This is a genomic window from Enterobacter sp. BNK-8 (assembly GCF_048685095.1).
Taxonomy (GTDB): domain Bacteria; phylum Pseudomonadota; class Gammaproteobacteria; order Enterobacterales; family Enterobacteriaceae; genus Enterobacter; species Enterobacter quasiroggenkampii.
Window position 1 is genome coordinate 2,109,673 of record NZ_JBLQTN010000001.1, and the last position, 22,154, is coordinate 2,131,826.

At 56.8% G+C, this 22,154-nt stretch carries 19 protein-coding genes and 1 pseudogene; 9 read left to right on the forward strand and 11 right to left on the reverse strand.

Going from position 1 to position 22,154, the window contains the following annotated elements:
* Nucleotides 1-27: 27 nt before the first annotated feature.
* A pseudogene (locus ACMGGU_RS10145) lies at nt 28-1,625 on the reverse strand (ABC transporter substrate-binding protein).
* Nucleotides 1,626-1,908: 283 nt separating this feature from the next.
* Here ACMGGU_RS10145 and ACMGGU_RS10150 point away from each other — a divergent pair.
* Genes ACMGGU_RS10150 through ACMGGU_RS10160 form a run of 3 tightly spaced genes read left to right on the forward strand, consistent with a single transcriptional unit; the run spans nt 1,909 to nt 8,418 of the window.
* Entirely contained in the window at nt 1,909-3,258 is a 1,350-nt protein-coding gene (locus tag ACMGGU_RS10150) for an SrfA family protein (RefSeq protein ID WP_048223425.1), read from the forward strand.
* Between the two features lie 4 nt (nt 3,259-3,262).
* Nucleotides 3,263-6,244, forward strand: coding sequence for a virulence factor SrfB (locus ACMGGU_RS10155; RefSeq protein ID WP_008501295.1), 2,982 nt, complete (start codon nt 3,263-3,265; stop codon nt 6,242-6,244).
* Complete coding sequence (locus ACMGGU_RS10160; protein WP_420300506.1) at nt 6,241-8,418, forward strand: virulence factor SrfC family protein; 2,178 nt, start codon at nt 6,241-6,243, stop codon at nt 8,416-8,418. The genes ACMGGU_RS10155 and ACMGGU_RS10160 overlap by 4 nt, the downstream gene beginning before the upstream one ends.
* 71 nt (nt 8,419-8,489) lie before the next feature.
* On the opposite strand, the gene ACMGGU_RS10165 is transcribed toward ACMGGU_RS10160, so the two are convergent.
* The 9 genes from ACMGGU_RS10165 to ACMGGU_RS10205 form a co-directional block, all read right to left on the reverse strand.
* Entirely contained in the window at nt 8,490-9,245 is a 756-nt protein-coding gene (locus tag ACMGGU_RS10165) for an alpha/beta fold hydrolase (protein WP_420300507.1), read from the reverse strand.
* A gap of 86 nt (nt 9,246-9,331) precedes the next feature.
* Nucleotides 9,332-9,505 carry a GhoT/OrtT family toxin gene (locus ACMGGU_RS10170; protein WP_013096478.1) on the reverse strand — a complete coding sequence of 58 codons (174 nt, stop codon included), beginning with the start codon at nt 9,503-9,505 and terminating at the stop codon, nt 9,332-9,334.
* Between the two features lie 182 nt (nt 9,506-9,687).
* A complete protein-coding gene (patD, locus tag ACMGGU_RS10175; RefSeq protein ID WP_047748833.1) occupies nt 9,688-11,112 on the reverse strand; it encodes an aminobutyraldehyde dehydrogenase in 1,425 nt (474 codons plus the stop codon).
* 24 nt (nt 11,113-11,136) lie between these two features.
* Nucleotides 11,137-11,943 carry an ABC transporter permease gene (locus ACMGGU_RS10180; protein WP_023292290.1) on the reverse strand — a complete coding sequence of 269 codons (807 nt, stop codon included), beginning with the start codon at nt 11,941-11,943 and terminating at the stop codon, nt 11,137-11,139.
* Nucleotides 11,933-12,877: an ABC transporter permease gene (locus ACMGGU_RS10185; RefSeq protein ID WP_262780831.1), complete on the reverse strand. Its 945-nt coding sequence runs from the start codon at nt 12,875-12,877 to the stop codon at nt 11,933-11,935. The genes ACMGGU_RS10180 and ACMGGU_RS10185 overlap by 11 nt, the downstream gene beginning before the upstream one ends.
* A 1-nt stretch (nt 12,878) precedes the next feature.
* Complete coding sequence (locus ACMGGU_RS10190; RefSeq protein WP_406915111.1) at nt 12,879-13,892, reverse strand: ABC transporter ATP-binding protein; 1,014 nt, start codon at nt 13,890-13,892, stop codon at nt 12,879-12,881.
* 17 nt (nt 13,893-13,909) lie between these two features.
* On the reverse strand, nt 13,910-15,055 hold the full coding sequence (gene ydcS / locus ACMGGU_RS10195) for a putative ABC transporter substrate-binding protein YdcS (protein ID WP_024907240.1): 1,146 nt from the start codon (nt 15,053-15,055) through the stop codon (nt 13,910-13,912).
* 271 nt (nt 15,056-15,326) lie between these two features.
* Nucleotides 15,327-16,736 (reverse strand): PLP-dependent aminotransferase family protein, encoded by a 1,410-nt coding sequence (locus tag ACMGGU_RS10200; RefSeq protein ID WP_032674890.1) that lies wholly within the window; start codon nt 16,734-16,736, stop codon nt 15,327-15,329.
* Between the two features lie 82 nt (nt 16,737-16,818).
* Nucleotides 16,819-17,007: a hypothetical protein gene (locus ACMGGU_RS10205; protein ID WP_032645155.1), complete on the reverse strand. Its 189-nt coding sequence runs from the start codon at nt 17,005-17,007 to the stop codon at nt 16,819-16,821.
* Nucleotides 17,008-17,429: 422 nt separating this feature from the next.
* On the opposite strand from ACMGGU_RS10205, the gene ACMGGU_RS10210 reads away from it, so the two are divergent.
* The 6 genes from ACMGGU_RS10210 to hslJ all read left to right on the forward strand — a co-directional run bounded on the left by ACMGGU_RS10210 (nt 17,430) and on the right by hslJ (nt 21,877).
* A complete protein-coding gene (locus ACMGGU_RS10210; protein ID WP_104948426.1) occupies nt 17,430-17,912 on the forward strand; it encodes an Hcp family type VI secretion system effector in 483 nt (160 codons plus the stop codon).
* Entirely contained in the window at nt 17,909-18,388 is a 480-nt protein-coding gene (locus ACMGGU_RS10215) for a DUF2778 domain-containing protein (protein ID WP_420300508.1), read from the forward strand. Before ACMGGU_RS10210 ends, ACMGGU_RS10215 begins: the two co-directional genes overlap by 4 nt.
* 383 nt (nt 18,389-18,771) lie before the next feature.
* The gene (locus tag ACMGGU_RS10220; protein WP_420300509.1) at nt 18,772-20,172 is read left to right on the forward strand and encodes a cytochrome ubiquinol oxidase subunit I; all 1,401 of its coding nucleotides are present in this window, start codon (nt 18,772-18,774) and stop codon (nt 20,170-20,172) included.
* Nucleotides 20,172-21,182 carry a cytochrome d ubiquinol oxidase subunit II gene (gene cydB, locus ACMGGU_RS10225; protein WP_048223450.1) on the forward strand — a complete coding sequence of 337 codons (1,011 nt, stop codon included), beginning with the start codon at nt 20,172-20,174 and terminating at the stop codon, nt 21,180-21,182. Before ACMGGU_RS10220 ends, cydB begins: the two co-directional genes overlap by 1 nt.
* A complete protein-coding gene (locus ACMGGU_RS10230; RefSeq protein WP_008501283.1) occupies nt 21,182-21,310 on the forward strand; it encodes a DUF2474 domain-containing protein in 129 nt (42 codons plus the stop codon). The genes cydB and ACMGGU_RS10230 overlap by 1 nt, the downstream gene beginning before the upstream one ends.
* 129 nt (nt 21,311-21,439) lie before the next feature.
* A complete protein-coding gene (hslJ, locus tag ACMGGU_RS10235) occupies nt 21,440-21,877 on the forward strand; it encodes a heat shock protein HslJ (protein ID WP_045908840.1) in 438 nt (145 codons plus the stop codon).
* Here hslJ and ACMGGU_RS10240 read toward each other — a convergent pair whose 3' ends face one another.
* Nucleotides 21,878-22,144 carry a DUF333 domain-containing protein gene (locus ACMGGU_RS10240; RefSeq protein WP_023312003.1) on the reverse strand — a complete coding sequence of 89 codons (267 nt, stop codon included), beginning with the start codon at nt 22,142-22,144 and terminating at the stop codon, nt 21,878-21,880.
* Nucleotides 22,145-22,154: the final 10 nt, after the last annotated feature.

A 22,154-nucleotide genomic window follows, 5' to 3' on the forward strand; every position in this document is an offset into this window, starting at 1 on the left:
GCGTAGCCGCCACCCGGCTAAAAAGGCTTAGTTCAGCTTCGCTTTCGAGAAATCGCTGCCCATCAGGCTTACGCTGTACCCGGTCACATTGCTGCGGGTCGCGTAGAACGTTTTCCCGTTGGCCAGCGCGATCCACGGCGCCTGCTGGTAGAAAATCTCCTGCGCCTGGCCATAGAGCTTGGCTCGCTCAGCCGGGCTGCTGGTCAGCTTCGCTTTTTGCACCAGACCATCATACCCCTTATCGCACCAGCGCGCGGCGTTTGAGCCGGTTTTAATGCTGTTGCAGCCGAGCAGCACGTCGGCAAAATTGTCCGGGTCGCCGTTGTCGGACATCCAGCCAAACAGCGCGGAGTCATGTTCGCCTTTACGCATTCCGGAGAGATATTCGCCCCACTCGTAGGAGACAATTTTGGCCTTCACGCCGACTTTTGCCCAGTCGCTTTGGATCATCTCCGCGATACGACGCGAGTTCGGGTTATACGGACGCTGAACCGGCATTGACCACAGCGTGACTTCCGCGCCCTTCTCCAGACCCGCCTGCTTCAGCAGGGCTTTCGCTTTTTCAGGATCGTAGCTGTAGTCCTTGAGGTCTTTATTGAAGCCCAGCATATTTGGCGGGATCGGCGATTTTGCCACCGTGCCCGATCCCATAAACACCGCATTAACGATGGCCTTCTTGTCGGTCGCGTAGTTGAGCGCCTGACGCACCAGCACGTTATCAAACGGTTTTTTCTCGGTATTAAACGCCAGATAACCGACGTTCAGCGCATCGACCGAGTGCAGCGTCAGGTCTTTGTTGTTTTTGATGGCGTCAAACTGAACCGGGGATGGCGCAGGAATGATCTGGCACTCGTTGGTCTGCAGCTTCGCCAGGCGGGTTTCCACGTTTGGCGTAATGGAGAAAATGAGATGCTTCGTCGGCACCTCGCCTTCCCAGTAGTTCGGGTTCGCGACGTAGCGGATCAGCGAATCCACTTTGTACTGCTGCAGCACGTAAGGCCCGGTGCCAATCGGCCAGGTGTCCACGTTCTCAGGCGTGCCTTTTTTCAGCATTGCGTCGGCGTATTCAGCGGAGAGAATCGAGGCGAAATCCATCCCCCAGTCGGCCAGAAACGCGGCGTTGGGTTCACTGAGGGTGAACTGGACGTGATAATCATCGACCTTTTTAACGTCCTGGATCAGCTTATCGAGACCGACATCATTAAAGTACTCGTAGTTGCCCTGCGACACGTTGTGGTACGGGTGTTTAGGGTCTTTCTGACGCATGACCGAGAAAATAACGTCATCGGCATTAAAGTCGCGCGTCGGTTTGAAGTATTTGTTGCTGTTGAACTTCACCCCTTTACGCAGGGCAAAGGTATAGGTCTTGCCGTCCGGCGAAATCGTCCAGGACTCCGCCAGCGACGGCACCGGGTGTTTTTCACCGGGTCGAAATTGATCAGACGGTTATACAGTACCTGAGAGCTGGCCACAAAAGACGGGCCAGAGCTGGCGATTTGCGGGTTGAAGGACTCGGGGGAGGCCTCTGAACAGTAAATAAGGGTGTCGTTATTTGCCGCCCATGCGGCACCGGCTGGTAACAGCGCGCTCAGCGCAAGGGCGAGCAGTGTTTTCCCTGTAGACATGGTTATAACCCTGACAGTTTTATTATATAGGACAGTAATAACAGCACAGGCGTTTTGACCTGGCAAATAACGAAACACTATCAGGTTATTCTAAAGCCGCGTTTTTTGCTGTTTTAACCGCCAGCGCTCAAAAAGATGATTTGCCTTAAGTGCCATTATTCGTCAAGCACAACCGTCACTTTCTATGCCGCAAGAAATCGGCGCTTTTAGCGTCTCTTCCTCCGTTTGTTTGCTTCCTCGTTTCGTTAAAGTAATGGTGTGAAGAAGTATATGGGATCAAATCGTGGCAAAAACTCTTTTACGCAGCGGTAATCTGGATGATTTTCAGGCCGTTGGCGGCGGCGGACAAGCCGTTTTCGAATCAGCGTTGCAAATCCGGGAAGCGCTCCGTTTGCGCAAACAACAGGCCATCGTCGACTGTCTGGCGATTCCTCAGGTCAACGACAGTGGCGACCGCGTGGACTGGTATTCCCCGGTTGAAGGGAGCGTAATCAGCTGGAAAGCGGCCGATGAAGATGATCGCTATCGCGCCCTGCGCTATCTGGAAAACACGCTCGCCAGCGTCGAGTCATTAAGCAAGAAATGCCTGCAGTCGCCTAAAACCGCGCAACAGCTTTTTGGCTCTCTGCTGTCAAAGGCGTTTCAGTTTCCGGGCGAAAACTTCCTCTTCCTGGTGGACGGAAAGCCGGTCATTAGCTTCTGGGGGTTTGTAAACCTGAACGAGAACGCGCGCGACGATGTCCTCGACTGCCTGCGTGAATCGCTGATCCCTGAGCCAGCCCCCGTTGTGATTGACGATCCTGAACCCGAGCCTGAGCCAGAGCCGGTGATGACCTTTGAGCATGCTGACGAGCCGCTGATCGCCCCATCCACGGTGGTGCGTATTACGCCGGAGGAGCTGTATGAGCCCGAACCGGCCCCCGTCGTTGCACAACCTGTTCAGGCGCCTGCTCCGGCGAACGTCGTGAAAAAGCGCCGCGTTCCCCTCTGGACCCTGCCGGTTGCCGCCGTGATCGTCGCCGCCATTGCCGCCCCGCTGCTGTGGCCAAAACAGGCACCTTCCGCTGAGCCCGCCCCGGCCCCCACACCTGAACCTGTGGAGATTGCGCCAAAACCGATCAAAGCGGTTGAGCCGCTGGCGATGAAGCTACCGCTGCATCAGGCGGAGGTCGTGGCCAGCAAAGAAAAAGACGCAGCTCCGGCCGCTCCTGCGCCACAGCCCGCTCCGGTGGTGATTGTCGCCATCCCGAAAGACGCCATGGTGATGGAAGCGAATCAGGTAAAAGCGGGATCGACGCGCTTCCTGAACGGCACCTGGCGCGCCATCCTCGATGTGAAAGATCCGGTTACCGGCAAGCCGCCGTCGCTGCGCTATCAGATCCAGAACAATAAAGGTTTCGCCCGCGTTGTCCATGGCGACAATATTGTCTGCCGCGCGGAGGTCTTCTCCGGGCTGCACAGCAATGGCGAGCTGATGATTAAGAGTCGCGGCACTGCCCGCTGCACCGACGGTTCCCGCTACCCGATGCCGGAAATTGCCTGTAAAGCAGGCACCAGCGATATCGCAGAATGTCGCGCCCGTTATGATGCCAACACCGTCGTCCCACTGACGTTCAAGAAAGCAGGTGCCTGATCCTATGCTGGTAAATCTTTGCGACTATAAACAAAGCGTCACGCTTATTGCCAACAGCGGCGTGCAGTTCCTCGATTTCGGTCTGACGCCGCAGGACTCCGCCAGCAACGGGCGCTTCGTACGTAAAACCGCGAACGGCCCGCTATTGCGCCTCGATTTCGACCTGGTCAACGGTCGCTATACCCTGCCCGGCATGAACGGCGGGCAGCCAGAAGTGGTCAAACCGGAAACCACTATCCCGCTGCATCAGTCGCTGGCGGTACTGGATGGCGTCTGGCTTCCGGTTCCGTTCCTGCGCTTCAACCCGCCGCGGACCTTTGTTGAAGGGCCGGATAACTGGGCGCGCGTTCAGGTGCGCAAGCTTGACACCCCGGACACGGCAGGCAATACACACCGCGTCACCCTCGCGCTTGACAGCCAGATTGCCGATCATGCCACGTCCGCGCTCTCTCCGGTGGAAAACGATATTCTGAACGGGACCCGCTTCGCGCTGGCGTGGCGCGATAACGAGGTAGACAGTTTCCTCGATCAGACCTGGATTGACGGCTGGCTGCGCGAGGCGTTTACCCAGTATGCCGACGGCGTTGAGAACCGCTCTGAACGCGACCTGCAGCAGGCGATGCGCAGTTTTGAATATCAGGCCCACTGGCTTAACCTGCTGACTATGCTCGGTGAACAGCTCACCGTACCGGAAGTGAAATTTGTCACCCATACGCTCAGCACGCCAGCCATTCCGGTCGACCTGATCCTCGACGTGGGTAACACCCACACCTGCGGCGTCATTATTGAAGACCACGGCGATGCGAACGATGGGCTGCGTCAGACCGCCGAGCTGCAGGTTCGCTCGCTCAGCGAGCCGCAGTTCCTGAACGAGCCGCTGTTCACCAGCCGTCTCGAGTTTTCAGAAGCGCGTTTTGGCAAGCAGCACTTCTCGGTGGAAAGCGGTCGCGAAGACGCCTTTGTCTGGCCGTCGATTGTCCGCGTCGGCGATGAGGCCCGCAAGCTGGCGATGCAGCGTCTGGGAACCGAAGGCAACAGCGGTATCTCCAGCCCGCGTCGCTACCTGTGGGATGAAACCCCGGTCGTGCAGGACTGGCGCTTTAGCCAGATGAACAGCAAGACCCAGCGTGAACCGCTTGCCACCGCGTTCCCGCTGATGAACCTGATGAACGATGACGGCGAGCCGCTCTTCACGCTGCCGCAGGACGAGCGCCTGCCGGTCTTCTCGCCGCAATACAGCCGCAGCACCCTGATGACCCATATGTTGTGCGAGCTGCTGGCACAGGCGCTGGGGCAGATCAACAGCGTCGCCACGCGCCTGCGTCTGGGCTTCCCTGCCTCGCCGCGCCAGCTGCGCACGCTGATCCTGACGCTGCCCTCCGCCATGCCAAAGCAGGAGCGCGAGATCTTCCGTCGCCGCATGTTTGAAGCCATCGCGATTGTCTGGAAAGCGATGGGATGGCACCCGCAGGATGAGGATTTTGTCACCCGCAAACAGCAGGAAAAAAGCGTGGTGCCGGTACCTGAAATCCAGATGGAGTGGGATGAAGCCAGCTGCGGTCAGCTGGTCTGGCTGTATAACGAAGCCATCTCCCGCTTTGGCGGCCAGACCGAAGCCTTCTTCGCCTCCCTTGCCCGTCCGGACCGTGAACCTGAGCCGGGCAGCCAGCCGGGGCGCGCGCTGCGCGTCGCGTCCATCGACATCGGCGGCGGCACAACGGATATGGCGATCACCCATTATCAGCTGGATGACGGTTCCGGCAATAACGTCAAAATCACCCCGCAGCTGCTGTTCCGCGAAGGGTTTAAGGTCGCGGGCGACGATACGCTTCTGGACGTGATTCAGCGCTACGTGTTGCCCGCTCTGCAAACGCAGCTGCAGAAATCCGGTATCGCGGATGCCTCGCTGCTGATGGCCTCGCTGTTCGGTGACTCCGGGCGCATTGATACCCAGGCCGTACTGCGCCAGCAAACGGCGCTGCAGCTCTTTATGCCGATTGGCCATGCCATTCTTGCCGGATGGGAATCCAGCGACGTTGACGATCCGCTGGCCGGACTGCATGCCACCTTTGGCGATCTGCTGCCGCAGAAGCCGACCCGCAACGTGATGAACTATCTGCAGCAGGCGATCGATCATGCCCTGCCTGCGGGTTCAGACGCTTTCGATCTTTTCGCCGTGCCGCTGCATGTGAACTTCCGCGAAATGCAGGATGCGATGCTGGCCGGGCAGTTTACGCTGGCCTCCCCGCTCCACGCGGTTTGTGAGGCGATCTCCCATTACAGCTGCGACATTCTGCTGATCACCGGACGTCCGGGCTGCCTGCCTGGGGTTCAGGCGCTCATTCGTCACCTGCAGCCAGTGCCGGTCAACCGCATCGTCTGGCTGGATAAATACCAGGTACATGAGTGGTATCCGTTCAGCCAGCAGGGGCGCATTGGCAACCCGAAATCGACCGCTGCCGTGGGGGCCATGCTCTGCAGCCTGGCGCTTGACTTGCGTCTGCCGCGCTTCAACTTTAAAGCCGCGGACATTGGCGCGTATTCCACCGTGCGCTATCTGGGCGTGCTGGATAACACCGTCAATACCCTGCGCGAGGAAAACGTCTGGTATCAGGATATCGATCTTGATAAACCCGGCGCGAAGCTTGATGCGCGTCTGCACTTCCCGCTGCGCGGGAACGTGACTCTCGGCTTCCGTCAACTGGCAAACGCGCGCTGGCCGGCCACGCCGCTCTACACGCTCAGCATTAACTCGGCCGAACTGGCAAAAGCGATTGCCGGCGACGGCGTGCTGAACGTGCGGCTCAAGCTCTGCGGCGGCAGCAAGCAGGAAGGTCCGGAGGCCTTCGAGCTGAGCGATGCCTGGCTGCAGGACGGCACGCCGGTGGCGCCTGACGCATTAACCTTCAAACTGAATACCCTGGCCGATCGCCGACACAGCGGTAGCCACTACTGGATCGACAGCGGGAGCGTATACCTGAAATGACAGCGACCACGAACACCACTCAGGCCTTAATCGGGTGGATTAACGAGACGCGCCTGACCGCCCCTGTGCTGGATAACGATGCCGACGCCCTGCTTGCTCGCATCAACGCGGTGCAGGCGCGGGAGCAGGCCATTGAACGCGCCATGACCCGCCAGAGCAGCATTGGGCTTTACGGCCATTCGCAGAGCGCGAAAGCGCACCTGCTCTTATCGCTGTGCGGCAGCGGCAATGGTCGCCTGAACGTGACGCCAGGCCAGCGCACCTTTGACTATTTTTCGCATATCAATCCAGGACATGCCCTGACCAATATGGCCGTCCGCTTCACCCGGGAAATCCCGGAAGCGCTTGACGAGGCGTTTCCGCTGCGCCTGAACCTGGTCACCGAGGCCGAGCTGGTACAGCTGTTTATTGCCCGCACGACGCAGCACCCGCAGATGCGCGCGGTGGATAAGGCGGTCATCGAGACACGGCTGGAGAAATGGCGCGGCCTGCGCCAGCCGCAGGGCGTGCCCGGCATCACCGCTCAGGAAGTGGGGGCAATTGCCCGCTTCTGGCAGAGCATGGTACCCGCAGCGAAACAGCAGATTGATGATGCCCTGTGGCATGAGTTTGCCCAACTGGTGCCTTCACTCGATCTCAGCACGCGAGCCAGCGTCTGGTCGCTGCTCTGGGGCGAACAGCAGGAACTGACCCAGCAGTGGTTAAACCTGGCCCATGTGCTGCACCAGACCAGCCATGCCAGCGAGCTTGCGGCCCCCCTTAGCCTGCTGGTGGACAGCTTTGGGCTGCCGGGTGAAGGGTTCCTGACGCACGACGGTTCGATAGCGCTTCAGCACGCACAGGAGACGCTTCTTCATCCGCTGAACAACGGTGAAATGCTTAACGCCATCAGCCTCCCGGTCGATGTGCTGGCCTTCCTGACCCGCGAACTGGTGCTGCCGGTTGAGAGCGGCGCGCTGGATAATGTTGATATCATTGATATCCCGGTGTTTGAAGATAGCCATGCCGATCCGCTACGCCAGGCGAAATCCCAGTGGCTGCTTGAGCACTATCGTCAACAGCTCCAGCCGGATGTGCTGGTCATTTGCAACGCGACGGCGCAGCACGAACAGACGGCCAAAAAAGCAAAAGTGTTAATGAACTGGGTCAGGGAGACGCAGCCTGCCGAAGAATCTGCCCTGCCGGGGCTGGTGTGGGCGATCACCCCGCATGACGCCCGCTTTACTACCCGGCAGAACCTCGACGAAGCCGTACAGCATCTGCTCGGAAAGCCGGGCTTGCGCTGGGGCACCCTCCAGGCCCTGGACAGCCACAGCATGCAGCGCGTCATTGAGTGGCTGTCTCAGGCCACGTTGCCCGCGCAGCGACAGAAACGTCTCGGCACGCTGAAAAATGCGCTGCATCAGGAGCTCTCGGCGCTGATGCAAAGCTACCTGGCACCGCTGGTTGAGGAACCGGGTACCCGACGCGCTCAGGCAGAAAACATGGTGCGCATGCTGCAAAGCAGTGCCGCCCGCCACGGCGAGCTGCTTGAAGGCCTGCTGCCGCCGCTGAAGGCCTTTGAAACGCTGCTGGCCGTTCAGCAGCCGCGCGAGGAGCAGGTTAACGGGCTGTTTACGGATACCATTGACCTGTTTGCCGATAATGCCCAGGAAAGCGCAGGCCTGTTCCAGACCAAAGACAAAGCGCGTCTGGCGCACAGAGTATGGATAAATCATCTGCGCCAGTGGAGCCGCAACGAGGCGACCGCCGCCCGTCTTGGGCTGGATCCTGAGGTGTTACAGCAAATCGCGGATGTGCTGGTCGTCACCAGCTACCGGCTGAATCTGCCTCAACAGCTGCAGCGAATTGTCGAAGCAGATAAAAGTAGCGCTGCGCAACTGCATGCTGTGATGGGCAATTTCGTTGGCTGGCTGGGTTACGACCAGACGCCCGTGGCGACGCGTCCGGCAAGCCGCATCCGCAAGGGCCAGGCCATCTTCGTCACGCCGGTGGTCAGCAGCGCCGAACCTCGCCTGACGCGCCTGGGAGAACAGCCGGTCCATGCGGCTACCGCATATGTTTACGACTGGCTGGTCGCACTCTATAGCCGCGCGATAGAGAACATTGATTACCAGCACCCGCATGATGTTCAGCCTGACGCACGTCAGGCACTACGTGCTTTAATAAAGTAGCCGCCCTTCTTGCCGGGTGGCGCTGCGCTTACCCGGCCTACATTTCGCAACGATGATACATTGCACAATAATCACTCCGTCATACATTCGGCTAAGGCCCGCGCCAGCGCAGAGGGGTTTTCCCAGGACATTGAGTGACCCGCCGCAGGAATAATTTTCACCTCAACGCCCTTCTGCTGGAGATTTTCCACATCGTCATCCGGCAGAGAGAGCTCGCCAAAAATCAACGTTACCGGGCAAGAGAGTGACAGGAACTGCGCTTCCCATTCCGGTTCAACGCCCGCGACCAGGCCAGATGCACCGCGCCAGACGGCATAAGCGGCATTGCTCTGCAGGCATCCCGCCCACGCTGTTTTTTCTGCGCTAAGCATGGCGTCATATCCGTGCTTCAGAAATTGTTGCTCTGATTGCGCCGCTATAGACCGGCTGAACATGCCCCCACCCGCGTGAAAATTGGGCTCTGACACCATCAGTCCCTTCACGCGCGTTGCCAGCAGCCCCGCCGTCTCGATAGCAATACTGCCGCCCATGCTGTGGCCGTATAACCAGAAAGAATCCAGTTTAAGATGGTCAATCAGTTCCGCGACAACGTGCGCCTGGTCAGTGGTTTTATAGCTGTAGTGCTCAGGCTTATCGCTGTAGCCGCTGCCGGGCAAGTCGATGAGAATCGCTCTGCGCGCGCCAAACAGCGGGTCACAAACGACGCGGGGATATTCATAGGAAGAGGCGCAGCCCAGCCCGTGAATGAACACCACGGGATCGCCGGAACCGGGCAAGTCGTGCCAGCGCACGGTGCAACCGGCCTGCTGCGAGTAAAAACTGTTCATAAGCACTCCTTTTATGATGCACTGTTTATTTATACAGTTATCACATCAGGAATGCTATGTTCATCTTTTAAAACTGGAAGCGTGCTTCAGAAAAGCGAGACCAGCAGCGCAACGGGAAAGCTCATTGGCCAGGTTGACCCCACCAGGAAAGCGCTGAGCAGGCGGATACGTTTGCGGTCTTTAGAGAGGAACCAGGTGATTAATGCGCAGATGGAAGCCATGATTGCGTAAAAAACCAACATCTTTTGATACAACGTCATTCTGTATACCAGAGCCGAAAAAATAACCGCACGCAATATGCGTCATATGTTGACACAGATCAAGTTTTTTCGTTACAGAATAACCACTTAAAAATTACGGCTAATAACAATTGAGTATCTTGCGTAACACATGTGGCGAGCAAGGAGCACGCCTGGCCGCGCAAGCGGCCAGGCTGAGCGGATCAGTGTTTGATCATCACATGCCTGACGACCGTATAATCCTCAAGCCCGTAGACCGACATATCTTTCCCGTAGCCCGATAATTTCATGCCGCCGTGCGGCATTTCGCTCACCAGCATAAAATGGGTATTCACCCAGGTGCAGCCGTACTGCAGGCGCGCACTCAGGCGATGGGCACGCCCCACGTCTTTGGTCCAGACCGATGACGCCAGGCCGTATTGCGAATCGTTCGCCCAGGCCAGCACCTGCGCCTCGTCATCAAATTCGGTGACGCTCACCACCGGGCCAAACACCTCGCGTTGAACGATGGCATCGTCCTGTTTTGCCCCCGCCAGCAGGGTTGGCTGGAAGTAGTAGCCCGCTCCCTCTTTTTTGCTCCCGCCGGTGACAACCCGGATATGACCGAGCGCTTTCGCCTCATCGACGGCCTGGCAGACGCGTGAAAGATGGGCGGCCGAGCTGAGCGGACCGAGTTCGGTAGCCTCGTCCTCCGGGGCACCCATTTTAAGACTGGCAACCGCGGCGCCCAGCTTTTCCACCAGTTGGGCATAAATTCCCTTCTGGGCATAAATGCGGCAGGCCGCCGTACAGTCCTGTCCGGCATTGTAGAAACCAAACGTCCGCACGCCTTCGACCACCGCATCGAGGTCGGCATCATCAAACACGATCACCGGCGCTTTGCCACCCAGCTCCATATGGGTGCGTTTAATCGAGGACGCCGTATGGCCGATGATATGTTCCCCGGTCGCAATCGAACCGGTCAGCGAAACCATGCGGACCTTCTCGTGTCCGGTGAGCGGGTCGCCGACCGTTTTGCCCCGACCAAACAGCACGTTCAGAACGCCCGCCGGGAAGATATCTTTTGCCAGCTCTGCCAGCTTCAGCGCGGTCAGGGGCGTGATCTCTGAGGGCTTAATCACCACACAGTTCCCTGCTGCCAGCGCGGGGGCCAGCTTCCAGGCTGCCATCATCAGCGGGTAGTTCCACGGCGCGATAGAGGCCACCACGCCCACCGGGTCACGGCGAATCATTGACGTGTGGCCGTCAAGGTACTCGCCAGCGGCGAGGCCGTTCAGGCAGCGGGCGGCCCCGGCAAAGAAACGGAAAACATCGACCACCGCCGGGATTTCATCACCCAGCGCGCAGTGCAGCGGCTTACCGCAGTTAAGGGACTCGAGCCGGGCAAACGCCTCGCCGTGCGCTTCAATCGCATCCGCCAGCTTCAGCAGGCACTCGGCGCGGGTTTTCGGCGTCGTTTGTCCCCACGCCGCAAAAGCACGGTCAGCAGCCAGCACCGCCGCGTCGACCTGGGCCGCTGACGCCTCAGCAATCTCCAGCAGTACCTCTCCGGTGGCCGGGTTATAAACCGGCTGTTTTTCACCTTCTCCGGCAACCAGCTCACCGTTTATCAGCAGATGTTTTTGCATAGCATTTTCCTGTTGAATTCACTGTTATTTCCCGCTGCCGGCAATGTTTTCGCCGTCGCGGGTTAGCCACCAGGCTCCCAGAATGGGGATAGTTGTCACCAGCATCACCAGCAGAGCTACGACGTTGGTGACGGGCACGTCGCGTGGACGCCCGAGCTGGTTGAGCAACCACAGCGGTAACGTGCGCTCGTGTCCCGCCGTAAATGTTGTGACGATTATCTCGTCAAACGACAGGGCAAACGCCAGCATTCCCCCGGCCAGCAGCGCGGAACCCAGATTGGGCAGCACCACGTAGCGAAAGGTTTGCCACCCGTCAGCCCCGAGATCCATCGACGCTTCCACCAGGCTCCAGGAGGTGCGTCTGAACCGGGCAATCACGTTGTTAAACACCACCACCACGCAGAAGGTGGCGTGTCCGACAACGATGGTGAAAAACCCCGGCTCAAGATTGATCGTTTTGAAAGCCGTCAGCAGCGCCAGACCGGTGATGATCCCCGGTAACGCAATCGGTAACAGCAGCAGCAGAGAGATCGCATTCTTGCCAAAAAACGCGCTTCGCCACAGCGCTGCTGCAGCAAGCGTGCCAAGCACAAGGGCAATGGCGGTGGAAAGCGCGGCAATTTGAAGTGACAACGTCACGGATTCGATAATGTCGCCGCGCCCCGCCGCCACGCTAAACCATTTCAGCGTCAGCCCCTGTGGCGGAAAGCTGAAGGCGGCGTCTTCGGTGTTGAAGGCATAGGTCGCGATAATCAGCAGCGGGAAGTGCAGGAAGATGACGCCTCCCCACGCTGCCACTTTCAGGAACAGCGGTGCGCGTTCAGAGTGCATCGAATGCTCCCAGACGTTTCACGAACGCCAGATAAAGAGAAATCAGCACGATGGGAACCAGCGTAAACGCGGCGGCCATTGGCATATTGCCGATAGCGCCCTGCTGCGAGTAGACCATGTTACCGATGAAATAGCCCGGCGGGCCGACCAGCTGAGGAACGATGAAGTCCCCCAACGTCAGGGAAAACGTGAAAATGGACCCCGCCGCAATGCCCGGTATGGCCAGCGGCAGAACGACATAACGGAACGTCTGACGGGGGCGCGCGCCGAGGTCGGCTGAGGCCTGCAGTAGCGAGGCCGGCAGGCGCTCCAGCGCCGCCTGGACGGGCAGGATCATAAACGGCAGCCAGATGTACACGAACACCAGAAACCGCCCCAGCCCGGAGGTGGATAAGGTGTTACCGCCCACTGCCGGGAGCGTCAGGATTGAAGTCAGAATCGTCTCCAGTCCAAGATGGCTGAGAAACCACTGGGCCACGCCGTCCTTCGCCAGCAGCAGCGTCCAGGCGTAGGCTTTGACGATATAGCTCGCCCACATTGGCAGCATCACGGCGATATAGAAGAAAGCCTTCCACTTGCCGCTGGTGTATCGCGCCATGTACCAGGCCATCGGGAATGCGAGGATGGCGCTGGCAATGGTCACCGCAATCGCCATCGTTAACGTGCGCAGGATGATGTCGTAGTTTGCCGGGTTGAAGAGCGCCTGAATATTCGCCAGCGTCAGATCCGGCGTGACCGCCATGGTGAAATCGTCAAAGGTGTAAAACCCCTGCCACAGCAGCGTCAGCAGCGATCCTAAATAGACGATGCCAAACCACATCAGCGGCGCAAGCAGAAGCAGGAACAGGCCGAGCGACGGTTTACGCCAGAACAGTGCGGTCATGCGGCTTAAGCGGCCGCGCGGGGCGGGAGGATGCGCGACACTCATATCCATTTCACCTCTCCTCATGCAGGCGGATCATCGCGTCACGTGACCATGACGCCATGACCGCCTGCCCTGGCGCAATGCCGCTCAGCGGCGAGACGTCACTGAAGTTAGCCTGACTCACCAGCAGTTTGGCGCCATCGGCGAGCTTCAGCTCCAGACGCGTGGCAGCCCCCTGATACTGAACGGCCTGCACGACGCCCTGAACCTGAACGTCACCCTGTTCATTAAGGCGAATATGTTCCGGGCGCAGGGAAAAGGTGCCCTCCATCCCGCAAAGTGTCTTCGCAAGGCCCGCATCAAAAACGTTAGAGGTGCCAACAAAACCGGCGACAAAAGGCGTGCGCGGACGCATGTAGAGATCGCGCGGGGTATCCACCTGCTCGATGCGCCCGTTATTGAACACCGCCACCCGGTCCGACATGGAAAGGGCCTCGCCCTGATCGTGGGTGACAAAAATAAAGGTGATGCCGAGTTCCTGCTGAAGCTTCTTCAGCTCGAACTGCATCTGTTCCCGCAGCTTGAGATCGAGCGCCCCTAAAGGCTCGTCCAGCAGCAGGACGCGCGGTTCATTCACCAGCGCGCGGGCAATGGCGACACGCTGACGCTGGCCGCCGGAAAGTTGCGAAGGTTTGCGGGCGATGGCAAAGCTCAGGCCCACTTTTTCCAGGGCATCACGGGCCTGGGCATGACGTTTTTTCTTGTCGACGCCTTTGACCATCAGCCCGTAGGCAACATTGTCGAGGATCGACATATGCGGGAACAGCGCGTAGTCCTGAAACACGGTGTTCACATCCCGCTCCCAGGGGGGCAGTTCGCTCGCCTCTTTGCCGAAGATAGAGATCGTGCCACCTGACAGCTGTTCAAAACCGGCGATCAGACGCAGGCAGGTGGTTTTGCCGGAGCCCGAAGGCCCCAGCATGGAGAAAAACTCTCCGTCACGAATCGCAATGGTGACCCCATCCACCGCCCGGACGTCGCCGTACAGGCGGGAAACATTGTTAAACTCGACTGCGTACGTCATGTTCTGCTCCCGGGCAATTAACGACCGCCCATGATGGCGATGTAATCCTGCGTCCAGCGGCTGTAAGGGACAAATTTGCCGCCTTCTGCGATGGGGGTTTTCCAGAACATGATTTTGTCGAACTCGTTATAACCGTTTGTTTCGCAGCCTTTATCGCCCAGCAGCGTGCTGGCTTTACACCCTTCCGGAACCACAGGCAGGGAACCAAACCATGCTGCCAGATCGCCCTGCACTTTCGGCGTTAGCGACCAGTTCATCCATTTGTAGGCGCACATCGGGTGTTTAGCCTGCGCATGGAGCATGGTGGTGTCCGCCCAGCCTGTCACCCCCTCTTTCGGGAAGACGGTGGCAATGGGCTGGTTCTCGGCCTTCAGCGCATTCGCCTGATACGGCCAGGCGCTGGAGGCCACGACGCCTTCGTTTTTGAAGTCGCTCATCTGGACGGTAGTGTCGTGCCAGTAGCGGTGGATCAGGGCATGCTGGTCGCGAAGCACCTTAAGCACGGCGGCATACTGTGCTTCGGTGAGCTGGTACGGGTCTTTAATACCCAGTTGCGGCTGCGTGGCTTTAACGAACAGCGCGGCATCGGCGATGTAAATCGGGCCGTCATACGCCTGCACGCGTCCCTGATTGGTTTTACCGTCCGGCAGATCCTGTTTAGTAAAGACCACGCTCCAGCTGTCCGGCGGCGTCGGGAAGGTTTTGGTGTTGTACATCAGCAGGTTTGGCCCCCACTGGTACGGCGTGCCGTAGACCTTGCCCCCGACGTTAAACCATTCCCCTTTCACAATCCGTTCGTCGAGGGTTTTCCAGTTGGGGATAAGATCGGGGTTAATCGGCTGGACGCGTTTGCCCATGATCAGCCGCAGGGAGGCATCACCTGAGGCGGTCACCAGATCGTATCCCCCTTTCGCCATCAGGCTGACCATTTCATCCGACGTGGCTGCCGTTTTGACGTTGACCGCACACCCGGTCTCTTTTTCAAACTGGGTGACCCAGTCGTAGTTTTTATCCGTCTGCCCCCGCTCGATGTATCCCGGCCAGGCGATAATATCCAGTCGACCTTCCCCGTCGCCAATGGCCTTGGGGGGTTCTGCGGCTTGCGCTGTCATGATAGTCATGCCGAGCGCACACAGGCTGCTGCGGGCAAAATTTTTGCTCATAAGAGTTACTCCTGTCGCAATGAAATTTAGCGGCAGCCATGCCGTAAAAATATCTCCCTTATTAAACGTAGACCGCGCAAATGCGCCGCACCGTACGGCTTCAGGAAATTTCATCAAGGTGTGACCGAGGGCGCATTCCCCGTTAACTGGATTATAGACAAGGAGTTAGGCGCGAGAGACGGTATGCAGATTTCCTATGACAGGTCACCGCGAAATATTCGCAGTGCCGTCATCAGGATAAGAATTGATTATTTAAATAACGGAGAAAGGATTATTCCAGCATCGTGCTAATTAATTTTCCTAACTGAATGACCGCCTGCTCTTCCCGCTCTCCCCAGGCCCAGGAAGTATTAAAACGAAAGAACGGCGTCCACGCGTCAGAGGTGGAAAACATCTTTCCGGGGGCAATGCTGATGTGGTGCGTTAAGGCCTTTTCGCTCAGCAGCCCCGCATCCAGCGGTGCCGGCAGTTCCAGCCATAAAAAGTAGCCGCTGTCGTTATGGTGAATTTTGACACCGGCAGGCATATGGCGCAGAAGTGACTGCCAGGCCTGCTGCTTGCGCTCGGCCAGCGTACGCCGCAGGCGGCGCAGGTGGGCGTCGTAGCGTTTGGTCGCCAGGTAATCCACCAGCGCCAGCTGCATGGGAGAACTGGTTGAGAGCGTGCTCATCAGCTGCAGCTGCTGAATGCGACGCGCGTGTTTTCCTGCCGCCACCCAGCCGATGCGAAAACCGGCCACCAGACATTTTGAAAAGGACGAGCAGTGAAGCGTCATGTCCTGACGATCCCACGCTTTCGCCGGGAGCGGCTTTTCGCGGCCAAAATAGAGCTCGCTGTAAACGTCATCTTCAATCAGCGGGACGTTGTGCTGTGTTAACAGCGCGACAAGCTGCGCTTTTTTCTCCGCGCTTAGCGTGAAGCCGAGCGGGTTTTGGCTGTTGGTCATGATCCAGCAGGCTTTAACCGGGTACTCATTCAGCGCCTGTTCAAGGGCGTTGAGATCGATCCCCTCGCGGACGTCTGTCGCAATCGACAACGCTTTAAGCTTCAGGCGTTCCAGCGCCTGCAGCGCGCCGTAGAAACAGGGGTTTTCGACAATCACCCAGTCACCCGGCTCGGTCACCGCCTGCAGGCTAAGATTCAGCGCCTCGAGCGCGCCTGCGGTGATCACGATCTCTTCCGGGGAGATGTTCATTCCCTGCTGAGCGTAACGACGGGCAATGGCGTGGCGGAGATCGACGTTACCCGGCGGCAGGTTCTCAATCACGCTCATCGCCGTTGCGGTTTTACTGACGTTAGCCAGCGAGCGGTTGAGCTGCTGAAGCGGGAAAAGCCGGGGATCGGGAAACGCGGAAGCAAAGGGAACTACGGAGGGGTCGCGGCTGGCCTGTAAGACATCGAAGATATAGGTATTGATATCCACCGCTTCGTCACGCATCACCTGAGCGGGTGGCGCAGGCTGTTGTGCGGTCGGGCGCGAGGCAACGTAATAGCCCGACTGCGGTCTGGCGACGATGCGCCCCTGGCTTTCCAGCATCTGATACGCGTGGCCAACGGTCATAAAACTCATGCCGCTGCTTGCCACCTGCTCTCGCAGGGAAGGCAGCTTATCGCCCGGCAGCCATACGCCAAGCTCAATCTGCGAGATAATTTGTTGCGCCAGACGCTGGTATTTTTTCATCAGATTCTCCTTATGACCGATAGTGTATATCAGCAGGAGAAAAAGAGAAGATTTAGCTAACTGTTATAGTCTGGAAGATGAATTACTTACGGTATTCGGTCACGTGGCTCTGAGCGGAATGCGCGGCGGCCAGGTGGTCGAGCGTGATCATCGGCGATTTGCAAAAAATGCATTTCGCGCCAAACGGGTTTTTCTCAGACACATCAAAGGCTGAGGTACGGTACTGCGAACCATGGCAGCATGGGCAGCGAAAATGGATATAAGAAGTCATAGGATTCTCCTGAAACGTTAAAACGTAAATTACTAATGGGCCGATTGGGCATAATGGTTTTAAACAAAACGAATCGGAATGTAGATAAAGACCCAAGAGAGGCTGCGGAGAGGCACAACGTGATGAGAACTGCTTTAAAAACTACGTCAGATATTTATTTGGACTCAAAACCAGAAGATCATTAACGCACGACGCTGACGACAAAGCAAGCGGTTTAATGCGGAAAATTCATAAAAAGAATGTTTTTATTCATCAATACTAAGGTTGGCACTAACTATAGGTTAAGTCAATTACAAACAAAACTCCTATAAATCAATGAAATATAAATATTTTGCATAACACTTTTTGCCTAATAACCTTATCACACCGGGAGTAATAACATTCGTTAAAACACGAATTGTTAAAGAAAAAAGGAGTTTGAGATGGCCATTCCAGCATACCTTTGGCTCAAAGATGATGGCGGCGCAGATATCAAAGGCGCTGTTGATGTACAAGATCGGGAAGGAAGTATTGAGGTGTTAGGATTCGGTCACGGACTGCATCTACCGACAGATAACATGACAGGAAAAATAACGGGTACCCGTATTCATTCAGCCCTCGTTTTTGAGAAGGAATTCGACAGTTCTAGCCCCTATCTCTACAAAGCCGTTGCAAAAGGTCAGACGCTGAAAAGTGCGGAATTTAAGTGGTATAAAATCAACGATTCCGGGCAGGAAGTTGAGTACTTCAATATGCAGTTAGAGAATGTCAAGGTGGTATCTATATGTCCACTCATGCACGACGTTAAAAACCCGGCAACAGAGAAACATAACCATCTGGAAAGTATCGCCCTGCGTTACGAAAAAATAACCTGGAAGCACTGTGACGGTAATATTATTTTTTCTGACGAGTGGAAAGACAGATGATTCGGTGTACTTTTCATTTGAATGGCTATCAGCTTTCTACTTTGAGCTGTCCTGGCTTAGGTTTTTTTCCCGCGTATTCTGGAAACTCGGGGAATAACAGAAATAATCCTGATACCGTTGCTACTGCTGAGGTGGGCCCCTTACCACCAGGACTCTATTATATCGTGACACGACCACGAGGCGGGCTTGGTACTCACTGGCATGACGCAATCAAAGGGTTGGAAAGCGGTTCAAACCATGACTTTTGGTTTGCTCTTTACCGCCACGATACTCACATCGATGACAGAACTTTTATCAATAACGTTGAACGCGGTTCTTTCCGGTTACACCCTGCGGGACAGTCTGGAATTAGTAATGGATGTATTACGTTACCAAATCACTCCCACTACAGAATACTGATGCATGGTCTACTCGCATCCGGCACGTTTAAAGTCGCAGCTGGATTAGATGCACTTGGAACAATACAGGTATATTGATGAATGCAAAAAAGCATACCCTGACCTGGGTTATTGAAACATTGATGCTGTTTGTTATTTACTCCCTTGTATGTTACTTCATGCCTGATGTATTACTTTATCATCTCTTTACCAGACATTTTGGTTTTGTAACTGAACTCGAATGGAGTGAAAGCTATACGCTATTGCTTTTCATCTTTTCATTTTTGCTCAATGCCATGTTGATTTATCTCTGGGCATTACGAAAATGAACCTCTTCAGGGCGGAAAAATGGCCGCCCAACAAGAGCTACAACTCAGGCAGGCATGAGAACTGTTATAGATAAATAACAGAGGTCTGTTTCTGCAACCCAGAGCTGGCGCGGCTTAGAATGGCATCGACATAATTACATCGCGGAGTTTTGCATGTTTGGTTTGGATGCTTTTCACCTTGCGCGGATACAGTTTGCCTTTACCGTATCCTTTCACATTATTTTCCCGGCCATCACCATTGGTCTCGCAAGCTACCTTGCCGTGCTCGAAGGGCTGTGGCTGAAAACAAAAAATCCGGTCTGGCGCTCGCTGTACCATTTCTGGTCGAAGATTTTTGCCGTCAACTTTGGCATGGGCGTGGTCTCCGGGCTGGTGATGGCCTACCAGTTTGGCACCAACTGGAGCGGCTTTTCACAGTTTGCGGGCAGTATTACCGGCCCGCTTCTGACCTACGAAGTGCTTACCGCCTTCTTCCTCGAAGCCGGATTCCTCGGCGTAATGCTGTTCGGCTGGAACAAAGTTGGGCCTGGGCTGCACTTCTTCGCTACCTGCATGGTCGCGCTGGGGACCATCATCTCTACCTTCTGGATCCTCTCTTCAAACAGCTGGATGCAGACCCCGCAGGGCTATGAGATCGTCAACGGTCAGGTGGTACCGGTAGACTGGTTCGCGGTGGTGTTTAACCCCTCCTTCCCTTACCGCCTGCTGCACATGTCGATAGCCGCGTTCCTGAGCAGCGCCCTGTTTGTCGGCGCATCCGCGGCATGGCATCTGCTGCGCGGGAATAATACCCCCGCCATCCGGGCAATGTTTTCGATGGCGCTGTGGATGACGCTGATTGTCGCCCCCATCCAGGCCCTGGTTGGCGATATGCACGGGTTGAACACCTTAAAGCACCAGCCCGCCAAGATCGCCGCCATTGAGGGCCACTGGGAAAACCCGCCGGGTGAGCCGACCCCGCTGCTGCTGTTTGGCTGGCCGGATATGGAACAGGAGCGCACCCGCTTTGGACTGGAGATCCCCGCGCTCGGCAGCCTTATTCTGACGCACAGTCTGGATAAACAGGTTCCGGCGCTGAAAGAGTTTCCAAAGGAAGACCGCCCGAATTCCACCATCGTCTTCTGGTCGTTCCGCATTATGGCGGGCCTGGGCATGCTGATGTTGCTGCTTGGGGTAACGGCACTCTGGCTGCGCTATAAAAAGCGCGTTTATTCATCGCGCCCTTTCCTGTGGTTTGCGCTGCTGATGGGGCCATCCGGGCTGATTGCCATTCTGGCCGGGTGGATCACCACGGAAGTGGGCCGCCAGCCGTGGGTGGTCTATGGGCTTCAGCGAACGAAGGATGCGGTTTCTGCCCATGGTGATTTGCATATGAGCGTGAGCCTGCTGGCCTTCTTCATCGTTTACATCTCGGTATTCGGCGTGGGTTACAGCTATATGGTGCGCCTCATCCGAAAAGGCCCGCAGCCGCATGAGTCTTTCGCCACCGAGTCCGATGGACGTCCGGCGCGCCCGCTTTCTGCCGTCACAACTGAACATAAGGAGCAGCCATAATGGGTATCGATCTTTCCATTATCTGGTTTGTGATCATCGTCTTTGCCACGCTGATGTATATCGTGATGGACGGTTTTGATCTGGGGATCGGCATTCTGTTCCCGGCCACGCAAAACGCCGACGATCGCGACGTGATGGTCAACAGCGTCGCGCCGGTCTGGGACGGGAATGAAACCTGGCTGGTGCTGGGCGGTGCCGCCCTGTTCGGCGCATTCCCGCTGGCCTATGCGGTCATCGTTGATGCCCTGACCATTCCGCTGACATTAATGCTGATCGGACTTATTTTCCGCGGGGTGGCATTTGAGTTTCGCTTTAAAGCCACGCCGGCGCACCGTCCGTTCTGGGATAAGGCGTTTATAGGTGGTTCCATTCTGGCGACGTTTACCCAGGGCGTGACGGTGGGCGCCGTCATTAACGGCTTTACCGTCACCGGCCGGGCCTATACCGGCGGCCCCTTTGACTGGTTTACCGCGTTTAACCTGTTTTGCGGCGCGGGCCTGGTGGTGGCCTACGCGCTGTTAGGCTCGACCTGGCTGGTGATGAAAAGCGAAAACGCGTTGCAACAGCGGATGCGTGAAGTATCGAAAACACTGTTAATCGTGCTGCTGGCGTTTATTGCCGCCATTAGCCTCTGGACGCCGCTGGCGCAACCGGCCATCGCCGCGCGCTGGTTTACGCTGCCGAACCTGTTTTATCTGCTGCCCGTCCCTGCTCTGGTGGTGATTTTTAGCCTGTACCAGTGGCGCTGCCTGAATAATCAAGCCAGCCATAGCCGTCCGTTTATCCTGACGCTGGGGCTGATATTCCTCGGCTTTAGCGGGCTGGGGATCAGCATCTGGCCGCATATTATTCCACCGTCGATCACCCTGTGGCAGGCCGCCGCACCGACGCAAAGCCAGGGCTTTATGCTGGTCGGCGCGCTGTTGATCATTCCCGTAATTCTGGTCTACACCTTCTGGAGTTACTACGTTTTCCGCGGCAAAGTTCAGCATGGGGAGGGTTATCACTGATGCAACAACCGGTCTGGAAAAGATTGCTGTGGCTGGCCATTATCTGGGGCGGCAGCGTACTGGCGCTGGCTGCGGTCAGTATGCTCTTCCGTATGCTGATGACGGCAGCAGGGTTTAAATCGCATTAACTTCATCCCGGGCAACCGCAGCGTTGCCCGTCTCCTTCCCCCCGCACTTTCAGATAAACCCCATTAACGCACGGCAGAGTATCGTTACACTGGAAAAAGATTCACAGTATTTATAGTTTGAGAAGAAAAATGAAAAAGCTCATTGCGTTAAGTGTTATCAGTCTTGCCCTTACCGGGTGCGTTAATCCGGGTAAAGCCTCCGTTCAGCCGGAGCAACTTCAGAACCACCGCTTTGTGCTGGAAAACGTGAACGGTAAGGCGGTTAAGACCGCGACAACGCAACCTGAGATCAGTTTTAGTGCCCTGCCTGATATAAGCCTGGTGAATAACATCAGCGTTTCTGGCCAGATGTGTAACCGCTTCAACGGACAGGGGAAATTGTCCGAAGGCGAGCTTAAAGTGAAAACGCTGGCCATGACGCGCAAGCTCTGTACTGAACCGCAGCTGAATGAGCTGGATCAGGCCATCGGCGACATGCTGCGCAAAGGGGCGCAGGTCGACCTGACGGAAGACCAGTTAACGCTGGCGACAGCCGATAAAACGCTGATGTTTAAGCGTGTAGAATAATCAGTAGTTACCGCAGCTTCCAACGGCAAGCGACTGTTCACTACAGCGTTTGCCGTTTGGCAAGGCGCACATCCCAATCGCAGAACCATCAAGCTGGCGGGCAACCGACAGCGAGCCGCCAATCATCGCGCAGTTAGCCTGACCCGAGCTGGACATCGCCGCTTTCATTCCCGGCGCCACGTGGGCTGCCGTTGCCTGCTGAACGGGTTCACTGCTACATGCCGACAACAATAATGCGGCACACCCTACCCAAAATGCTGAGCGCATGCTCTCTCCC

Bases quoted from the DNA above. Each gene is read 5' to 3' on its own strand.
- ACMGGU_RS10155 (WP_008501295.1), top strand. From the start codon at position 3,263: ATGCTGGTAAATCTTTGCGACTATAAACAAAGCGTCACGCTTATTGCC.
- ACMGGU_RS10160 (WP_420300506.1), top strand. From the start codon at position 6,241: ATGACAGCGACCACGAACACCACTCAGGCCTTAATCGGGTGGATTAAC.
- ACMGGU_RS10165 (WP_420300507.1), bottom strand. From the start codon at position 9,245: ATGAACAGTTTTTACTCGCAGCAGGCCGGTTGCACCGTGCGCTGGCAC.
- ACMGGU_RS10170 (WP_013096478.1), bottom strand. From the start codon at position 9,505: ATGACGTTGTATCAAAAGATGTTGGTTTTTTACGCAATCATGGCTTCC.
- patD (WP_047748833.1), bottom strand. From the start codon at position 11,112: ATGCAAAAACATCTGCTGATAAACGGTGAGCTGGTTGCCGGAGAAGGT.
- ACMGGU_RS10180 (WP_023292290.1), bottom strand. From the start codon at position 11,943: ATGCACTCTGAACGCGCACCGCTGTTCCTGAAAGTGGCAGCGTGGGGA.
- ACMGGU_RS10185 (WP_262780831.1), bottom strand. From the start codon at position 12,877: ATGGATATGAGTGTCGCGCATCCTCCCGCCCCGCGCGGCCGCTTAAGC.
- ACMGGU_RS10190 (WP_406915111.1), bottom strand. From the start codon at position 13,892: ATGACGTACGCAGTCGAGTTTAACAATGTTTCCCGCCTGTACGGCGAC.
- ydcS (WP_024907240.1), bottom strand. From the start codon at position 15,055: ATGAGCAAAAATTTTGCCCGCAGCAGCCTGTGTGCGCTCGGCATGACT.
- ACMGGU_RS10200 (WP_032674890.1), bottom strand. From the start codon at position 16,736: ATGAAAAAATACCAGCGTCTGGCGCAACAAATTATCTCGCAGATTGAG.
- ACMGGU_RS10205 (WP_032645155.1), bottom strand. From the start codon at position 17,007: ATGACTTCTTATATCCATTTTCGCTGCCCATGCTGCCATGGTTCGCAG.
- ACMGGU_RS10210 (WP_104948426.1), top strand. From the start codon at position 17,430: ATGGCCATTCCAGCATACCTTTGGCTCAAAGATGATGGCGGCGCAGAT.
- ACMGGU_RS10215 (WP_420300508.1), top strand. From the start codon at position 17,909: ATGATTCGGTGTACTTTTCATTTGAATGGCTATCAGCTTTCTACTTTG.
- ACMGGU_RS10220 (WP_420300509.1), top strand. From the start codon at position 18,772: ATGTTTGGTTTGGATGCTTTTCACCTTGCGCGGATACAGTTTGCCTTT.
- cydB (WP_048223450.1), top strand. From the start codon at position 20,172: ATGGGTATCGATCTTTCCATTATCTGGTTTGTGATCATCGTCTTTGCC.
- ACMGGU_RS10230 (WP_008501283.1), top strand. From the start codon at position 21,182: ATGCAACAACCGGTCTGGAAAAGATTGCTGTGGCTGGCCATTATCTGG.
- hslJ (WP_045908840.1), top strand. From the start codon at position 21,440: ATGAAAAAGCTCATTGCGTTAAGTGTTATCAGTCTTGCCCTTACCGGG.
- ACMGGU_RS10240 (WP_023312003.1), bottom strand. From the start codon at position 22,144: ATGCGCTCAGCATTTTGGGTAGGGTGTGCCGCATTATTGTTGTCGGCA.